This window comes from Vibrio proteolyticus NBRC 13287, from assembly GCF_000467125.1.
GTDB classification, from domain to species: domain Bacteria; phylum Pseudomonadota; class Gammaproteobacteria; order Enterobacterales; family Vibrionaceae; genus Vibrio; species Vibrio proteolyticus.
The window spans coordinates 131,264-148,885 of record NZ_BATJ01000003.1; the positions used below are offsets into that span (position 1 = coordinate 131,264).

17 protein-coding genes and 1 other RNA gene are annotated in these 17,622 nt (G+C 50.7%); 5 read left to right on the forward strand and 13 right to left on the reverse strand.

The window, feature by feature from the left end:
* Positions 1-42: 42 nt before the first annotated feature.
* The 3 genes from VPR01S_RS04855 to VPR01S_RS04860 all read right to left on the reverse strand — a co-directional run bounded on the left by VPR01S_RS04855 (position 43) and on the right by VPR01S_RS04860 (position 3,061).
* Positions 43-1,977, reverse strand: coding sequence for a site-specific integrase (locus VPR01S_RS04855; RefSeq protein WP_162147557.1), 1,935 nt, complete (start codon positions 1,975-1,977; stop codon positions 43-45).
* Positions 1,978-2,070: 93 nt separating this feature from the next.
* An RNA gene (gene ffs, locus VPR01S_RS22080) (signal recognition particle sRNA small type) lies at positions 2,071-2,167 on the reverse strand.
* 156 nt (positions 2,168-2,323) lie between these two features.
* Entirely contained in the window at positions 2,324-3,061 is a 738-nt protein-coding gene (locus VPR01S_RS04860) for a VP0952 family biofilm-associated protein (protein ID WP_021704195.1), read from the reverse strand.
* Positions 3,062-3,112: 51 nt separating this feature from the next.
* Here VPR01S_RS04860 and VPR01S_RS04865 point away from each other — a divergent pair, with 51 nt between their 5' ends.
* Positions 3,113-3,415, forward strand: coding sequence for a DNA base-flipping protein (locus tag VPR01S_RS04865; protein ID WP_021704196.1), 303 nt, complete (start codon positions 3,113-3,115; stop codon positions 3,413-3,415).
* A 30-nt stretch (positions 3,416-3,445) separates the two neighbouring features.
* Here the strand turns inward: VPR01S_RS04865 and VPR01S_RS04870 are convergent, their stop codons facing one another.
* Positions 3,446-3,874 carry a YbaY family lipoprotein gene (locus VPR01S_RS04870; protein ID WP_021704197.1) on the reverse strand — a complete coding sequence of 143 codons (429 nt, stop codon included), beginning with the start codon at positions 3,872-3,874 and terminating at the stop codon, positions 3,446-3,448.
* 139 nt (positions 3,875-4,013) lie between these two features.
* On the opposite strand from VPR01S_RS04870, the gene tesB reads away from it, so the two are divergent.
* A complete protein-coding gene (tesB, locus tag VPR01S_RS04875) occupies positions 4,014-4,877 on the forward strand; it encodes an acyl-CoA thioesterase II (protein WP_021704198.1) in 864 nt (287 codons plus the stop codon).
* Between the two features lie 34 nt (positions 4,878-4,911).
* Here the strand turns inward: tesB and VPR01S_RS04880 are convergent, their stop codons facing one another.
* Entirely contained in the window at positions 4,912-5,379 is a 468-nt protein-coding gene (locus VPR01S_RS04880) for an Lrp/AsnC family transcriptional regulator (RefSeq protein WP_021704199.1), read from the reverse strand.
* Between the two features lie 126 nt (positions 5,380-5,505).
* On the opposite strand from VPR01S_RS04880, the gene VPR01S_RS04885 reads away from it, so the two are divergent.
* From VPR01S_RS04885 to VPR01S_RS04895, 3 genes are all read left to right on the forward strand, one after another.
* Positions 5,506-6,573 carry a PLP-dependent cysteine synthase family protein gene (locus VPR01S_RS04885; RefSeq protein WP_021704200.1) on the forward strand — a complete coding sequence of 356 codons (1,068 nt, stop codon included), beginning with the start codon at positions 5,506-5,508 and terminating at the stop codon, positions 6,571-6,573.
* 259 nt (positions 6,574-6,832) lie between these two features.
* Entirely contained in the window at positions 6,833-7,423 is a 591-nt protein-coding gene (locus VPR01S_RS04890; RefSeq protein ID WP_021704201.1) for a LemA family protein, read from the forward strand.
* Positions 7,423-9,291, forward strand: a complete 1,869-nt coding sequence (locus tag VPR01S_RS04895; RefSeq protein ID WP_021704202.1) for a M48 family metallopeptidase — start codon at positions 7,423-7,425, stop codon at positions 9,289-9,291. Before VPR01S_RS04890 ends, VPR01S_RS04895 begins: the two co-directional genes overlap by 1 nt.
* A gap of 30 nt (positions 9,292-9,321) precedes the next feature.
* Here VPR01S_RS04895 and fliJ read toward each other — a convergent pair whose 3' ends face one another.
* The 8 genes from fliJ to VPR01S_RS04935 are packed head-to-tail and all read right to left on the reverse strand — an operon-like array spanning position 9,322 to position 17,302.
* A complete protein-coding gene (gene fliJ / locus VPR01S_RS04900; RefSeq protein WP_021704203.1) occupies positions 9,322-9,768 on the reverse strand; it encodes a flagellar export protein FliJ in 447 nt (148 codons plus the stop codon).
* 3 nt (positions 9,769-9,771) lie between these two features.
* Positions 9,772-11,121, reverse strand: coding sequence for a flagellar protein export ATPase FliI (gene fliI, locus VPR01S_RS04905; RefSeq protein ID WP_021704204.1), 1,350 nt, complete (start codon positions 11,119-11,121; stop codon positions 9,772-9,774).
* Positions 11,114-11,866, reverse strand: a complete 753-nt coding sequence (gene fliH / locus VPR01S_RS04910; protein WP_021704205.1) for a flagellar assembly protein FliH — start codon at positions 11,864-11,866, stop codon at positions 11,114-11,116. Before fliH ends, fliI begins: the two co-directional genes overlap by 8 nt.
* Positions 11,867-11,869: 3 nt before the next feature.
* A complete protein-coding gene (locus VPR01S_RS04915) occupies positions 11,870-12,889 on the reverse strand; it encodes a flagellar motor switch protein FliG (RefSeq protein ID WP_021704206.1) in 1,020 nt (339 codons plus the stop codon).
* Positions 12,852-14,600, reverse strand: coding sequence for a flagellar basal-body MS-ring/collar protein FliF (fliF, locus tag VPR01S_RS04920; protein ID WP_040902270.1), 1,749 nt, complete (start codon positions 14,598-14,600; stop codon positions 12,852-12,854). The genes VPR01S_RS04915 and fliF overlap by 38 nt, the downstream gene beginning before the upstream one ends.
* A gap of 3 nt (positions 14,601-14,603) precedes the next feature.
* Positions 14,604-14,960, reverse strand: a complete 357-nt coding sequence (gene fliE, locus VPR01S_RS04925) for a flagellar hook-basal body complex protein FliE (RefSeq protein WP_021704208.1) — start codon at positions 14,958-14,960, stop codon at positions 14,604-14,606.
* A gap of 15 nt (positions 14,961-14,975) precedes the next feature.
* On the reverse strand, positions 14,976-16,307 hold the full coding sequence (locus tag VPR01S_RS04930) for a sigma-54-dependent transcriptional regulator (protein WP_021704209.1): 1,332 nt from the start codon (positions 16,305-16,307) through the stop codon (positions 14,976-14,978).
* Entirely contained in the window at positions 16,307-17,302 is a 996-nt protein-coding gene (locus VPR01S_RS04935; RefSeq protein ID WP_021704210.1) for a MotY family protein, read from the reverse strand. The genes VPR01S_RS04930 and VPR01S_RS04935 overlap by 1 nt, the downstream gene beginning before the upstream one ends.
* Positions 17,303-17,622 lie beyond the last annotated feature (320 nt).

The window sequence follows — 17,622 nt, forward strand, 5'->3', positions numbered from 1 at the left end:
TAGTCATTAAGTACTAATCAAAAGACTACCTTTGAAGCAAACCTAAACCTTATACAGCAGTACGTTGATCAAGATATCATCAACATTTAGCTCGTCGATTTTTTCTTTTAGCTTTTTGACAGAAAAACGACCACCATAAGTATCGTCTGTAATGCAACCATTCTCATGACCGACTAATTGAGCCACAATTGGACAACGTTTACCCCGTTTTTGGTAGTCAAAGATGAAGCTATGTCGGAAACTGTAGAAAGACTTGTTCTGTAACGAAAGCCCCATAGGCATTGAAAAAGTCCTTGTAAACCAATCTTCGACTTTGCCGTAAAACCCCGATTTCTCGGTATAAGTTAGATCAGGAAACAGCAAATCTTCTCCTTTGACTGAATCTAAATATGACTGAAAGCCCAGTCTAAATAAGACATCAGGCACTGGTATAATCCTGACTGCATTAGCGTTTTTCACGCTTTGATCTGACTCAGATTCCTGAACTAGAAAACACAATATACCCTCACGAAATTGCACATCCCGCAATCGAAGTTGGCAGATTTCATTTGGTCTCGCTCCAGTGGTAAGAGCGATGAGCATTACCCAGTATTGATAGTTAAGGCGTATCTTGTCTCTTGTATTTATTCCAATTCTAAGTTGCGTATATACTGGATGGGAGAATATCTTCCTTAAATCTCCTGCTGTAAACGGTTCTTTTTTAGATTTATCGTCATCTATTGCATCAACAGTGCGCTTAGCTTTTGACTTCGATTTAGATTTTGAAAGTCCGTTAAACGGGTTGTAAGTTATCTTGTTATGTTCGATTGCCCAGCGATAAACAGAAGAAGCACGTTCGATATCTCTCATCGCTTGTTCTTCTTTTCTTAATGCGCCCCCAACATCTTTGTTTTTTTCAATGATTTGCGTGGCACTTAAACCATCAAAATGTTTCTTATTTGCAAGGCTACGAGCATTTGCTGGGAACTGTTTTATCAAGGGAATGATTCGATTAACATCATCTCGACTAACATTGGCCATATCAGATGAACCTAAAAGGTCATGCACTAGACGACACGCAGTGACTACCGCTTTGACCTCTTTCTTACCCTTGTTCAGATTATCTTTCTCTAGCCTGTAACCCTTAAGAATATCTTCAATGTTTACAGCGCTAACAGGATTCGCTACCTCCAACATATGACTATTATCCGAAAGATCTGGAGTTGGCTTTGAAAGTACTGAACTTCGATTGATATTAACTTGGAAAGCCATTGTGTCTGTGATAGAAGCACTTTCTTGGTAATAGTCGCAAGCGATGAGTGGTTTATTCAGTTTTTGTATATCTATCCATTCGTACCGATGCAATTCATCCAGAATAGCTCTGGCCTTTGGCACATCAAGAACATCGAGGCATTTTTGAAAAGATTCCACAAATTTGCACAATGTAATAGCTACATTGACAATCTCTTCATAGTAATAGGATCTTTCTGCATTCTTAGCCCAAGGTAACTCACTAATATAAGAATTGGCATGTTCAACAGATGACTTAGAACGGTCCCATATCCCTTCAATAAGCTCAATAGACTCAATCCATCCATTTGAACCTTCGTTACGCAAAGCTATTCGACGTTGCTGAGCCCTAAGGAGCTGTGGTTGAGATTCTAGTGTACTGAGACAGTTCGAGAGTACTTCGATGATTTTATTCTTTTCTCCATCAGAGAAACCCCAAACATTCCGTTCTTCTAACTCGAAAAACTTAGGGAGCAAATCAGATAAAGAGGAATTTGAAGTGTTCTTATTAGACTGATGTTCTAACAAAAGTAATTCCTGCCACAATTCTTGCTGTATGTGCGATGCTCGTAATTTAGCAGTAACTCGGCACTTTGTGTGAAGAGATTTCTTCAGTTCCATTTTCCCAAAAAACTGAGGTCGATACTTAGGCGGAATTTGATAGCGGAAGTACCAGATACCGGAGGAGCGTTGAGTAAGATAGCGCATATTTAGTACCACCATTTAGTACCAATTTGCTTTCTTAGCTACGAGATAAGGATTAAGTTATTGAAAATTAAGGATAAAGCAGTAGAAGGGTGGAAGCCCCAGCCACATCCCGGCACACAAGTCACACGCTGCGGCTGCTTCCTTCCGGACCTGACCGAGTTCACGAGCTATTGTTGCGGGAGGACCAGGGCCTCCATAGATTTTGTATCTCAGGTTGTTCACCAGAGAGCGAGAAGGATTATCAGGTATCCGCTTACCTATTGCAACCCATAAACCCGGAAAATCCCCGTCACTGCCGCTAAGTGCCTAGCAATTAATCGATTTATCGGATTACACGGAACCAGGACTACACTTCTTCGTTCTCGTCCAGGCTCTTGAGGATGTAATCCGTCATCCATGCGGTGCCAAGCAGACAAATCCACACCACAAATACCGGGTTGGGCACTTCAATGTCCGGCATGACGACCAAAACCGCAAACCCGACCGTCGGTAGTGTCCAGCACAGCAACTTGCTCCACTGAAACGACGCGCGGTTGAGGCTTTCCAGCGAAGCGATAATGCCTGTTGCGCATAACGCCACCAACGCCGCGTATGGCAGATCGGCCAGCCACAATGGCAGCACCAACCCTAGCGCCCACCAGCTGTGTTGCCCGGACGGTTTCCAATAGCGAGTCGCCCACCAGGCCAGAATGACCGCGAGAGTCTGGACGACCGTCACAGACGCACTGCCGCCCAGTTTTCCGGCCGATTGCGTCACCATGATCCCCACTTGGAGCGTGATCACGATCAGTGCCGTAGTCAGTATCACTCCAATACTGCTGCGTCTCGAAAATACCACCATCATCAACGGGAACAATATCCATACTGAAACCGATAAGGCGATCGGCTGATAAGGCAATGTCAGGCCATAAACTGTCATCACCGCCAGCAGCAATAACCCCGCCACCCCACCCTGTGGCAATACCCATAATGCGGGAATGATCAGTGCCAGTACCGGGATGTCCCCTTCACTCAAGCTGATAGCCCGAGCACAAACAACAGCCAATACCGTTGTGATCAGAAATTGAAAGGTAGAAAATACCATGCCCACTCCTTATACCTATCCGTGGTAACAATGAATTAGGACAATGTCAGTATGGATCAATTCTTGTCTCAAGTCTTTGCGGTAATTCACCAAATTCCGGCCGGAAAAGTGTCGACCTATGGGGACGTTGCTCGAATGGCGGGGTATCCGGGGTATGCCAGGCACGTTGGCAAAGCGCTCGGGAACTTGCCTGAAGGCTCTAAACTCCCCTGGTTCCGGGTCATTAATAGTAAGGGCGAGATCTCGCTGAAAGGACGGGATTTAGAACGACAAAAAGCGCATCTGGAAGCCGACGGGATCGAAGTGAGTCCGACAGGCAAAGTCAAACTCCGTAACTACAAATGGCAGCCCTGAGGCTGCCATTTTTATCAATTCACAAATTTATTACTGCCCAGCGACACTAATTAGACGCAGATCGACTTTTTGTGTGTTATTTTCATCAGTAATGACGGCATTCATCGTATCGGTGATGAAGCGTAGCTTACCGTCAATTTCGATACGAACGCTGATGCTGTAAGTGTGGCCCGGCTTAATTTTGCTGCCGTCATACTCAATATCGAAGTTGAACGGAACCTGAGCACCGTTGGTTTCAAATTGAGTGGTTGAGATAACGTCGGCAGCGACATCCATTAGCGAAACGTCCTGTAGTGAAACCGTTACAACGGCGTTGTCTGGCAAAGCCACGCGCTCACGGTAAGCAATTGTCCCTGTAATGTTTTGCATGGCCGCTTCCTTTTCAGATTCTGATGACTGACAACCGAAAAGAACCGAACCCAATACCACTGACATGACCAACAACAGTGCCTTTTTCATAAAGCCTCGCATAAAGAATTAAAATCCCAAGGATTATAGGTGCTGTTCGGTAAAGAGTCATGGTCCGACCATGGTATTGACAAGATTTTGACTGTGTAAAGTTTTGAATACTTTGACGTTGACACTATAGGCAAGAGTTATGAGTAAACCTTTAAACGAACTATTGAGTCTGTTGCAACTGGAAAAGCTGGAAAAAGGCCTGTTTCGCGGTCAGAGCGAGAACCTCGGCTTACCACAGGTTTACGGAGGTCAGGTGATTGGTCAGGCGCTGTCTGCCGCCCGCTACACGGTTGAGTCCGATCGTACCGTGCACTCGTTTCACAGCTATTTTCTCTATCCGGGCGATCCGGAGAAACCGATCATTTACGACGTCGAAAACCTGCGTGATGGTCGCAGTTTCAGCACTCGCCGGGTCAAAGCGATCCAAAACGGCCGGCCTATCTTCTACCTGACCGCGTCCTACCATGGCGAAGCGCCTGGCTTTGAGCACCAGATCAGCATGCCTGAGGTGCCGGGGCCCGAGAACTTTGCGTCGGAATCAGAACTGGCATCGCGCATCGCGCAGTACCTGCCTGAGAAACTGCGCCACACCTTCTGCGGTGAAAAACCGATTGAAACCCGTCCGGTGGTGGTGGTGAATCCGCTCAAACCCGAGAAGAAAGATCCCAAGCAGTATTTGTGGATCCGTGCCAACGGTGCGGTGCCGGACAATCAACTGATCCATCAATATTTGCTGGGTTACGCTTCGGACTGGGGTTTTTTAGTCACGGCATTGCACCCGCATCAGGTATCGCTGATGACACCTCATTTTCAGGTTGCCACTATTGACCACTCCATCTGGTTTCACCGTCCATTCAAAATGGACGAATGGCTGCTGTATGTGATTGAAAGCCCGACGGCGAGCAACACCCGTGGCCTGGTCCGCGGCGAGATCTACAATCGCAGCGGCGATCTGGTCGCGACAGCGGTTCAGGAAGGTGTGATGCGCTACACCAACAAATAACCACTGGCCCGCTCTCATCTGGAGAGCGGGCGCCTCAACTATGCCGGATTGGTAGTGCCGTGGTGTATTTGAGCGGTTCCATGGCAAAGGTAGACGTAACGTCTGATATCCCATCCACACTGTTGACCAGCTTTTTATAGAATTCATCAAAACATTTCATGTCTTTGACCTGAACTTTCATCATGTAATCGTACTCTCCGGCCATACGGTAGAACTCCATGACTTCAGGAAATTCCACCACCGTTTCGACAAAGCGGTGATACCACTCATGCGAGTGGTCACTGGTTTTGATCAAAACAAAAGCGGTGAAAGAGAGCTCTAGCCTTTCCGGATTCAGCAATGCAACCCGCTTTTCAATCACTCCCGATTCTTCAAGTTTTTTCAATCGCTTCCAGCAGGGGGTGGTCGTCAGGTTGACCGCTTCTGCCAAATCGTTGAGTGACAGCGTCGAGTCTTCCTGCAGCAGCGCCAGAATACGCTTGTCGGTATTATCCAGATTCATTTCTCCACCTCACCAATAAAGAGAATAATTTTCTCCAAATTCTAAAATCCATGCACAAAAAAGCAAAGCATTTCTCCATAGGAAAGGATACCTTATCATCATAATAACTCTTACGGAGAACACCATATGTGTACCGACCATAACTGGATTAACGATGCGATTCGCAAAATTGAAGCGGATTACCAGCGCTCTGCCGACACTCACCTGATCAAGCTGGGTCTACCGGTCCTGGATGGCATCGATATCTATCTGAAAGATGAAAGTACACATCCGACCGGTTCTCTGAAACACCGTCTGGCACGTTCGTTGTTTCTGTATGCGATCTGTAATGGCTGGGTTGGCCCAGACACCACCATCATTGAATCTTCGTCAGGCAGCACTGCCGTGTCTGAAGCCTATTTCGCCCGGTTGCTGGGGCTGCCGTTTATCGCCGTGATGCCTAAATGCACCGCGCGTAAGAAAATTGAACAAATTGAGTTTTATGGCGGCCAGGCTCATCTGGTTGACCGCTCGGATCAGATCTACGCAGAATCACACCGCTTGGCGCAGGAACTGGGAGGGCATTACATTGACCAGTTTACCTACGCCGAACGCGCAACCGACTGGCGCGGCAACAATAATATTGCCAACTCTATTTTCAGCCAGATGACCATGGAGCGCTACCCTATTCCTTCCTGGGTGGTGATGAGCCCGGGAACTGGCGGAACATCCGCCACCATCGGACGCTTTATCCGTTACCAGCAACACGACACCAAACTGTGTGTAGTAGACCCGGAGCATTCGGTGTTCCACGACTTTTATCGCAGTGGTAACCGTCAGTTGACTGGTGAGCGCTTTAGTAAAATCGAAGGCATCGGCCGCCCACGTGTCGAACCCAGCTTTATTCCGGGTGTGATTGATGAAATGCGTACGATTGAAGACGCTGCCAGCATTGCCACCATTCACTGGCTGGAAAACGTGCTTGGCCGTAAAGCCGGCGCCTCGACCGGAACCAATCTGTATGGTGCACTGCAGCTGGCGAGTGAAATGAAACAACGCGGTGAAACCGGCTCGATTGTGACCCTCTTGTGCGACAGTGGCGAACGGTATCTGGATACCTATTATGATCAGGACTGGGTGAGAAATCACATTGGCGATTTGCAGCCCTATCTGGCCAAACTGGAAACTTTCCAAGCTACCGGCCTGTTGGACTGAAGCCCCCAGACAAAAATTTATTATGACAACGTTATGGACAATGCCCGGCTCTCGCCGGGCTTTTTTCTGTCTGGCGCCGTCTCTTGTGCGCTATTGCGCAAACAGACTCAACCTCGGATAAGCCAGGCTTATCCCAGCTTATGTATTACCCTTCTCTTGATATTGCTATTTTAAACAGCACGTTATATAAGCAAAGCTAGTCATTGATGCACATAATGGCATCACTGGATATCTCTATAACCAATAAACAGGACAACTTATGACAACGTCAATCATCGTGCTGGCTGTGATTCTGTTGGTGGTGTTTTACGCCATCGGCATCTACAACAAACTGGTCACACTGCGCAACCGCTTTAAAAACAGCTTTGCCCAGATCGAAGTGCAGCTTAAACGGCGCTACGACCTGATCCCAAATCTGGTGGAAACCGCGAAAGGCTACATGAAACACGAGCAGGAAACCTTTGAACGCGTGATTCAAGCGCGTAACCAAGCTCTGAGCGGGTTAAAAGCCGCCAGCGACGCTCCGGACAGCCAATCGGCCATCAATCAGTTAGCGCAGGCGGAGGGCATGCTGCAAAATGCACTCGGCAAACTCAGTGTAGTGGTTGAGGCCTACCCTGAGCTGAAAGCCAATCAGACCATGATGCAGGTCCAGGAAGAGCTGACCAGTACAGAAAACAAAATCTCATTCGCGCGTCAGGCATTCAACGACGCGGTCACCAGTTACAACACGTACAAACAGACTTTCCCACCGGTGTTGTTCGCCGGCCTGTTTAAGTTTCAGGACGGAAAACTACTCGAGTTTGCCGATTCTGAGCAGATTCAGACAGCGCCTAAGGTGAGCTTCTGATGAATTTTGCTCAACATCAGGATCGTGCCAAAACGCGAACCGGATTGCTGGTAGTGTTGTTCTTTCTCGCCTTACTGTCGATTACGGTCGTTGCCAGTCTACTGATCGTCATCGCGACGTCCTGGGACAACGGACATACCTCCCTCAATCTGAACGAGATCCTGGCCTTTGGTGCCATCAGCTTTGTCTGTGTTGCCGCGATTGTGGGCATCTCTTCCGCTTACCGCCTCCATCAGTTGTCCAAACACGGCGGACAAGCCGTTGCTGAGCAACTGGGCGGAAAACTGATTTCGACCAATACCAGCGATTTCAAACAGCGGCGACTACTGAATGTGGTGGAAGAGATGGCGCTGGCGTCGGGAATGCCAGTACCGCCAGTGTATCTGTTGACAGAGGAACATGGGATCAACGCCTTTGCAGCGGGCATGAGCATTGATGATGCGATTATTGGCGTGACACAAGGGGCGCTTGATACTTTTAACCGAGACGAGCTACAAGGCGTAATGGCGCACGAATTCAGCCATATTCTCAACGGCGACATGCGACTCAATACCCGGCTCATCGGCACCTTGTTTGGCATCACCTGCATGGGGTTATTGGGTCAGGCTCTGATGCGTGGCGCCATGCAGTCGCAACGCCGCGCATCACAGTTTCGCTCTTCCAATGACAAAGACAAAGGCAGCGGCGCTGGCTTGATTTTAGTGATCGCGTTGGTGCTTACCGTATTTGGCTGGCTGGGGACGCAGTTTGGCTCCATGATTAAGGCGGCCATTTCACGTCAACGCGAATTTCTTGCCGATGCCAGCGCGGTGCAGTTCACGCGAAATGATCGTGGTATTGCAAACGCGCTGAAGAAAATTGCCACCCACTCTCAACAGTCGCAATTGCAGGCAGAATCAACCAAAGAAGTCAGTCACATGATGTTTGGTCAGGCGCAGCTGAGCGGTTTATCCGCCATGTTGTACGCTACGCATCCCCCGCTGCACGAACGGATTCTTCGCATTCAACCTGACTGGGACGGAAATTTTACCGAGCACGCTCAAGTCAGTACAACAAACGATGAAGTCGCCGGACTGAGTGGCTTCAGCGCTCCCCACAGCCATGATGCACCGCTGACCTCAGAGCAGAAGAGCCAGGTTGGGCAACGGGTTATGCAGCAATTACCAGATGCGTTGCTCGAATTGGCACGTGAGCCTTACAGTGCACGCTTTATTCCGCTGCTGCTGATATTCGATGGCAGTGACGAACAGCGTGAGCTGATTGACCGCATGCTGCCGGAAGGCTCTCATCAGGAATACATGCCTTGGCTTGATTTTGAGCTCAAAGCCCATTTGCGTCTGCCGCTGCTGGAACTGGCGGTGCCTGCGCTGAAAAGCATGAGTCCAGAGCAAGTCAGCAATTTTTGTCTCGGACTGACGGAGATGGCCAAACTGGATAACCATTACGCCCTTAATGAGTGGTGTGTGATCAACCTGATGGAGAAATTGGTGTCTCCCCCAAAACACCCGGCGCCACAACGTAAGACACTGCAAACGGTAAAAGAGAGCGTAATTTGGGTACTGCGCGAGCTGAGCTGGCTCAGCCAGACCAGCGCACAGGCGTCGGCCACGGCGTATCAACGCGCGTTGCAACACCTGACGCTACCAATGACCGAGCTGGATGCCGCCAATTCGAACTGGTCGTTAACGCGTTCTGCGCTGGAACAACTGGTTCAGTTACGACCGGCAGACAAACAGCGCTTTCTGGAGGCCTGCAAAATGGTGATTGAATCCGACGGGAAGGTGTCTGTCAGTGAAGGGGAACTTTTCAGGGTCATCGCCTGTTTCCTCGAAGTGGCTGTCCCGCCACTGACGATAGATGCTGAATAAAAAATAAAGGCCACATCACTGTGGCCTTATTCATATCACGCGCTTTTTCAGTCTGGCATTGATGAGATCTTCCAGCTGCTTCTGCTCTTTGCAGGCCTGCTCATAACGCTGTTTAGTGCGCCAGCGTTCAAGCACTTTTTCCAGCCCCATCACGCGGGCGTGTTTGTGCTCCAACTGCTTCTGGACAGAAGAACACTGCGCCTGCATGACCGCCTGCTCATGCTCATGGTGACGCAACAGCTTTTGTAACATGGTGTCGACCCGGCTGAGGTTCATCAAGGTCGCGCTATTGAGCACCGGAGTATTAAGCGCAGACTGCCCTGAATGGTTCTTCAGTTTGGCTAACTGCGCCAGTTGAAGCTGGACGTGCGCATGGCGTTGCCGCATCGATTCCAATTGCTGACCGACCTGGTCGCGACGTTTTTCTTCCACCTGCTGAAGGCGACCGACCGCTTTCAGTTTGGCACCGTCATCCATGTGTTACTCCTGTCCCTGGAACAATTGCGCCAATGCACTCAGGCTGGCCGGGAAATCGACCGCTTCATTGGCTGGCTGCTGAAGATAAGCCTTAAGGTGCGGATACATTGCCACCGCCTGATCCAGTTCAGGATCCTGGCCCGGTTGATACCCGCCCAACGGCAGCAACTCTTTGACCTGAAGGTAGTTAGAGTAGAGTTGACGAAACTGATTCGCCACTGTGCTGTGTGCCGTTTGTGTGCACGCGGCCATACAGCGGCTGATCGACGCATTGATGTCGATCGCCGGATAATGCCCTTGCTCTGCGAGCTGACGCGATAACACCACGTGACCGTCGAGAATTGCCCGGGCTGAATCGACAACCGGATCATGCTGGTCGTCCCCTTCCGCCAGAACGGTGTAGATCGCCGTCAGGCTACCGTGCGGGTTTTCACTGTTTCCGGCACGCTCCAACAACTGTGGCAAAATGCTGAAAACCGACGGCGGATAACCACGTGAGGCGGGCGGCTCACCCAGCGACAGAGCAATTTCGCGCTGCGCCATGGCGTAACGGGTCAATGAGTCCATAAGGAGCAAGACGTCTTTGCCCTGATCGCGAAAATACTCCCCAACACGATGGCAAAGTAATGTCGCTCGCAGACGCATCAACGGAGACTCATCGGCCGGCGCCGCAATGATCACCGCTTTTTTACGCGCTTCGGGAGTCAGATTACGCTCGATAAACTCGCGGACTTCCCGTCCCCGTTCACCAATCAAACCAACCACAATCACATCGGCTTCGGTGTTCTGTGTGATCATGCCCATCAGGACACTCTTACCCACACCACTGCCGGCCATCAGGCCAATACGCTGACCTTTGCCGACCGTCAACAGACCATTGATGGCGCGCACACCAACATTTAAAGGGGTGTCGACCGGCCGGCGCTTAAGCGGGTTGATCGGTTTGGGTTCAAGTGAAACACGATCGCCTCCCCTCAGCACCGGCCCATCGTCCAACGCATCGCCCAGACCATTGACGACCCGACCCAGCCACTGCGCACTGATCTGCACCGTGCTGTCCCCTTCCAGTGGCACCACTTTGGCGCCAGCGAACAGCCCACCCAAACGGCGAATGGGCATCAGGTACGCCACACTGTGGTCAAAGCCGACTACCTGAGCTTCAATCATGTCGCCTTCGGCGGTTTCCACCAAACAGCGCTGCTCCAGCTTGAAACGGCAACCGACCGCCTGCAGCATCAGTCCGTTGACTTTCACCAGTCGCCCGGTTACCCGGGCAACCGGAACCGAATCGAGCGAGGCAATGGCCTCGCTCAGACGTTCCGACAGGATTTCGTGCGCCCGGCTGTTACTCATGGCGACCTTCTGTCTGTGTTGGTGCTGGCGCGACCTCATCTAAGAGATGTTGCTTCACGTTATCCATACACGTTTGCAGACGTGAGTCACAGCTGGCGTCGGCTTCGGCCTCTTCCGTGACCAAGTGACAACCGCCGACCGGAAGTTCGTTGTTCGGCACCAGTTTCCAGCTCGCCGGCAAATCCGCATTGATGTGGCTGATGCGTTCCAAATCCTGAGGGTTCAGGTGTACCGTCACTTTCTCTGTTTTGCCTGGCATGGCTTCCAGCGTTTCATCCACCAGCGACAGGATTTGTTGAGGCATCAGGGTCAGTTCAGCACGAATCACCTGCTGCGCGACTTTCTGAACCAGTTCACAGATCATATGACGCTGTTGCTGCTCGCGCTCTGCCTGCCAGCGGGACAAGCTCTTAAACAGTTCACTGACTGGCTTAGTGGCTTCGACAAACATCTGTTTGCCCGACTGTTCGCCAGACACAAAGCCTTTCTGGAAGCCCTCTTTCTGGCCATCCAGTAACCCTTGCTGTTTGCCCTGATCCAATCCCTGACGGAACCCTTCTTCATGTCCCTGCTCCAGCCCTTGCTGAAACCCCTGCTCCAGCTGTTGCTGAATGTCGTGCTGGTTGTCTTGCTGCCAGCCCAGCTCATCGTCAAACTCGTCTGCCACCACTGGCTGAGCCAAAGGCGGAAAACGGTGCAGCCGGTAGCCAGAAGGCGGCAGATTCAATACTTTATTGGTTGGCATGGCTTACTCCACCGTCGGCTCTTCATACAACAACAACTCAATTTCGCCGCCGTCGTCCATCGTACGAACGATCTGCATGATCTCCTGACGGGCCGATTCGACTTTACTGAGAGGCACAGCACCACGCGACTGCATGTTTTCTTCCAGTGCGCTCGCCATACGTTGCGGCATGGAGCGTTTGATCGCCTGTTGCAGCGTGATATCAGCGCCTTTTAATGCCAATGCCCACAGATCCAGCGGGACCTGTTGTACCAACAGATCCATGGTTTCTTCGCGTTGACGACCCAATACCATAAACTCAAACATGTTCTGTTCAATTTCACTCACCACATCTTCATCATGCAGCTTGAGCATTTCCATCAGACCAGCCCGGTCGCCTTCGAAACGGTTGATGATGTCCGCCGCCTGCTTCACGCCCGATAACGGGGCGCTCTGGTTGGCGGAAACTTTCTCAATACAACGCTCGATCAGCTCACTGAGGTCTTTGGCAACCTGATGATCCACATCCTGCAGGCGCGCGATACGGAACAACAGTTCATCGTGATAGTCCTCTGGCAGGAACTTAAGCACTTCTGACGAGCTTTCCGGCGGCAGATAGGCCAGGAAAATGGCTTGCATCTGCGGGTGTTCATTAGTAATAAAACGCGCCAGTGTTTCCGATTCCACCCACTGCAAACGCTGCATATTGTTACGAATCTCATCGCCATACAGGTTGTTCAGCAAGCCTTTGGCCAAATCGTTGCCAAGCGCTTTGCGTAAAGTATTCGACAGATACTCTTTCGACGCGCCGCGAATACCACTGTGCTGGCGGAAATCTTCAAAGAAATTCTGAATCACGTTGCGGGCGCTGTCGCTTTTAATACCGCTCAGTTTTGCCATCGCTTTGGTCACCCGCTGGGTTTCATCGCGGGAGAAATGACGCAGCACTTTAGCCGCTGCGTCCTCACCCATACCCAGCAACACCAACGCGGTTTGCTCAACGTAACTAAGCGTCTGCTTTCGAGTGAATTTTGCTGTGCTCATTGATGTTTACCCATTGTTTCAATACTTCGGCTACGCGCTCAGGCTCTTCGTTAGAGATAAGCTGCAGATGTTTAAGTTGGATTTCCAGCGGCGAGCCCGGAGGCGGCAGCATATCGCTGGTGCTGTCGAGGCCTGAAGAGAACTCAATGCCCTGTTCAGACAGACGACGGTTAAGCGCTTCTTCATGCTCGCGCTCTTCGCGTGTTTGCAGGTTCTCGTAGACCGGTTCTTCCTGCGGCGGCTCGGCAAATTCCAGCTCCTGAGTCATACGATCTGCGCCAGTCAGGTGCATGATCAACGGACGCAGAACAAAGAAAATCATCGCCAGACCCAGCATGCCACCAATCACGTAACGCAATGGTTGCTGAACGGTCGGATCCTGCCACCATGGAATGGATGGCGCTGCATCGATTTCAATCGGCGTAAAGTTAAAGCTCATCAGGCTAAAGCTGTCACCGCGGGTGGCTTCAATGCCTACCGCATCGCGCAGCATCTGCGAGATCTGCTCTTTGTCACCATCACTCCACGCGCTGCCATCCGGGGACGCGGCTGAGTTCAGCAACACAGAAACACTGAGATTTTTCACCTGACCCTGTTGATACTGAGTACGGCGTACACTGCTGCCGACAGCGTATTGACGATTGACTTCCGAACGTGCGTTGGTGTTCTGGCTGTCCTGAGTCGGCACTTCCCCGGTGACGGCCGGTTGGTTGCTCAGCGTGCCCGGAACCCCAAGAGCAATGTTATCAATCGAGTTGTTCTGGATAGTGTGCTCGTTACGTACCACCGGTGCGTTGTCGAGGATTTCCTGCGTCTCTTCAATTTGGCTGAAATCCATATCGGCCGCGACCTGGACACGGAAGTTACTCGGACCGACGATCGGCGTCAGCATGTCGGCGGCGCGCTGGATGATCTGCTTTTCAACGTTCTTCTGATATTCCAGATATTTCGCGTTCACTTTGCCCGCTTCTGCCGATCCCACATCGGCGCTCAACAGACGGCCATATTGGTCAATGACCGAGACAAACTCGGGTTTCATGCCCGTGACACTGCCCACCACCAGATTGATGATCGCCTCAACCTGACCGGTTTTCAGATCTTCACCAGGCTTAAGTTCCAGCATCACCGAGGCTGACGGATTTTCACTGTTCTGGCGCACAAACAGGGTCTGACGAGGAATCGCCAGGTGCACACGTGCGTTCGTCACAGCATTGAGTGAGATGATAGTGCGGACTAACTCACCTTCCAGACCATGACGATAACGGGCCGTCTCCATAAACTGGCTGGTGCCCAGAGAACTGTCTTCTTTCAGAGAATCCAGGCCCGTTGGCAATTGTGCTTTTACGCCTTTGGCCGCCAGCAACATGCGGATACGTGCGACTTCGCCTTCCGGCACCAGCACCTGACCGTTCTGCTCTTGCAGGCGGTAGCTGATCCCTTCGCTTTCCAGTACCGAGACAATCTCACCGGTATCAAAACGTTCCTGCTGGCTGTACAGCGGACGGAAGCTCTGAGTCGAACTCCACAGCGCGACCACGATGATTGCTGCGACAATCGCCGCCAGAACGGCCGACAACACCAGGTTGCGCTGGCTGCTCGACCAAAGCTGTTTCACTTTTGTGGTGAACTCATCCATGCCTTTCGGTGCGGACATACTGCCCGCGCCCGGATTCATAGAGGCTCCTGCTACATGAGTTGAAATGTCTGACATGATTTACACCGGCATCTTCATGATGTCTTCAATAGACGAGACCACTTTGTTGCGCACCTGCATCAAAGCATCGAACGAAAGACTGGCTTTCTGACTGGCGACCATCGCACCGACCAGATCGTCGCTGGCACCGGTTTCTACCGCCGTCATTTTCTGACTGGCGAAAGACTGATGCTGATTCACCACATCCAATACACTGGTCATCGCCTGTGAGAAAGACAGAGGTGCGTTGACCGTTTTCATATCGAGAGGATTCGCGCTGATCACAAAATCAGGCTGAACCTGGTTGGTCATCATGTCCATCTTGGCCAGCATCAGCTGCTCGGCCGATACCGCTTGGTTAATTGGTTGACTTGCCATAATACTTTTTCTCCTTTAGGCAGCCGAGCCCAGCTCCGACTGTAAATCAATACCTTGTTCGCGCATCGCCGCCAGCTTGTATCTCAGCGCGCGGGTTGATACACCAAGGGCATTCGCGGTCTGAGTCCGGTTGCCACCGAACTGACGCAGTTTGTCTAAAATGTACTGGAATTCCGCCTGCTTCTTCGCTTCGATATGACCGAACGCTTCCGAAGGCATCGCCGCAGGCGTGGACGCGGTCACTTCCACCGGCAGCATCAGATCCTGAGCTGTGATGTAATCACCATGACGCATCACCAGCGCACGTTGAATAACGTTTTCCAGTTCTCGGATATTGCCCGGCCAGTGGTACTGACTGAGCGCCGATTTGGCATCATCGGACAGGTGGCATTTGCTGCTGTCCTGATATTTGTTGATGAAGAACTGGCTGATCGGCAGGATGTCTTCCCGTCGCTCGCGCAGCGGCGGCCAGTGCAGCGGCAAAACATCAAGACGGTAATAAAGATCTTCGCGGAACGTGCCCTTTTGCACTTCCTCGCGCAGATCTTTGTTGGTCGCTGCAATCACGCGGATATCCAGTTGGATCGCTTTGTGGCTGCCGACCCGCTCCACTTCACGCTCTTGAAGCACCCGCAGCAATTTGGCCTGAACCGCTGGTGACATCTCACCGATTTCATCCAACAGAATGGTGCCGCCATTGGCCTCTTCGAATTTACCGCTCTGTGAGCCAGTCGCCCCCGTGAACGCGCCTTTTACGTGGCCAAACAGCACCGCTTCCAGCATCGACTCCGGAATCGCGGCGCAGTTAACAGCAATAAAAGGGCCTTCTGCACGAGGTGAATGCTCGTGGACATAACGAGCCAGCACTTCTTTTCCGGTACCGGACTCCCCGGTGATCAGCACACTGGCACTGGTACACGCCGCGCGATGAGCCAGTTGCAATACCTGTTTGCTACGCCAACTTTCAGCAACGATATTGGCCATTGGGCGACCCAGTGCTTCCACCCGACGCAACAAATTAAGTAACTGATTGGACTCAAACGGACGCAATAGATAATCCGTCGCACCCGCTTTCATCGTTTCAGCAGCCAGAATGCCCTGCTCCTGATCCACAATCGCAATGGCAACACCGGCGTTGCGCTGTTTCTGATGGCAAGCCACCCATTCACGTACACACATGTCCGGCAAACTGGAGCTGACCAGAGTAATGGTCGCAGAAACATCGATCAGCGCACTGCGTCCGGTACGGGCATGAGTCACACGGTAGCCCGCGTCTTCCAAGACCTGGATAACCGGCTGAGCGTAATGATCGTTAGGCTCAACCAGCAAAATTTCTGTTTTCAACATCATTGAACCTTAACTGTTTCAGTGGAAGCGGCAGGTACCACACTCTCATTGTCACGAACCAGACGCAGCGTTACCCGACGGTTTTTCGCGCGTCCCTGTTCGGTCTTATTGGTCGCCAGCGGGTAGCGGGCGCCGTGAGCACGCACTTCCAACATCTCCGGTTTCACGCCCAGCGTTTTCAGCTCTGCGGCCACAAGTTCGGCACGCTGACGAGAAATATCCAGATTAGAAACAGTTGAGCCGACGCTATCGGTGTAGCCATCGATCAGGATGCGGGTTACGCGCTTATCCGCTTTAAGGTAGCTAGTCAGTGCTTTAAGGCGACGGGTTTGCGCCGTGGATAAATTGCGCTGACCAAAGGCGAATGACAAAACCACATCCCGAGCTTCGGAATAAGACATGGCGGGCAGATTATCGCGGCAACGGGTAAAGCGACTGATGGCATCAGCAGCCTGCATCGTTGGAATAATCAGTGCCTGAGAGGCGGAAGTTTTATTTCCGCTCAGAGAAAGTTTGATCCAATGACCGGTTTGCATTGCGAGCAATAATTCATCAATGCCCTGAAGAAACCGCGCGGATTGTTTTTCATCCAGTTTTGCGCTGGACAAAGGCACGCTGGAGGAATAAACCGCCCAAGGCGGTGCCTGGTAATATAACTCACCTGAAACAAATTTCTTATTAATATTGCTCAGATCAATTTGAAAAAATAATTTATTATTGGGCAGTGCGCGGAAATAAAACTTCCCTTCCGCTACTTCCGTATGTGTCAGTTTGCATTCAAACTGGTTTCCATTATATATCCACTTCGACAAGTCCATCGGGACTTTTATGTCTTGCTCGGCATAGACAGGGAAAGAAAGGGCAAAGAGCCCTATGCAAGATAAGCCTGAATATATTAAAGCCCTCGAGTGACAGAAATATTTCTTACTTTCCTCTGACTTTTGGTTTTTATAGAAATATGCCAGCGAAAATAAATTTTTGGCATACATAATCATATTGTAATCCTAATCTGACATGGCAACCCAGCGCACAGAACCTTAGAGCAAGGCGGTTCTACAACCTTGTACTCTGGGTAAAAGTTAATAAATCAAAACAAAGATTTAGCTAAAAAACGCTCAATCGGTCCTTTAAGAACCTGTTTTGGAACAATGAGTTATCTATCATCAACTCGTTTGTTCATTTTTTATTCTGACGAATTATTATTATTTGTTATGAAAGCTAACTCCTTTCGATATTTATTTGAAGACCAATTCTTGAAGTTCAAATCAACATGTGAACTAAAGTCACAAACTTAAAATTAGAAACTAAAAAACAA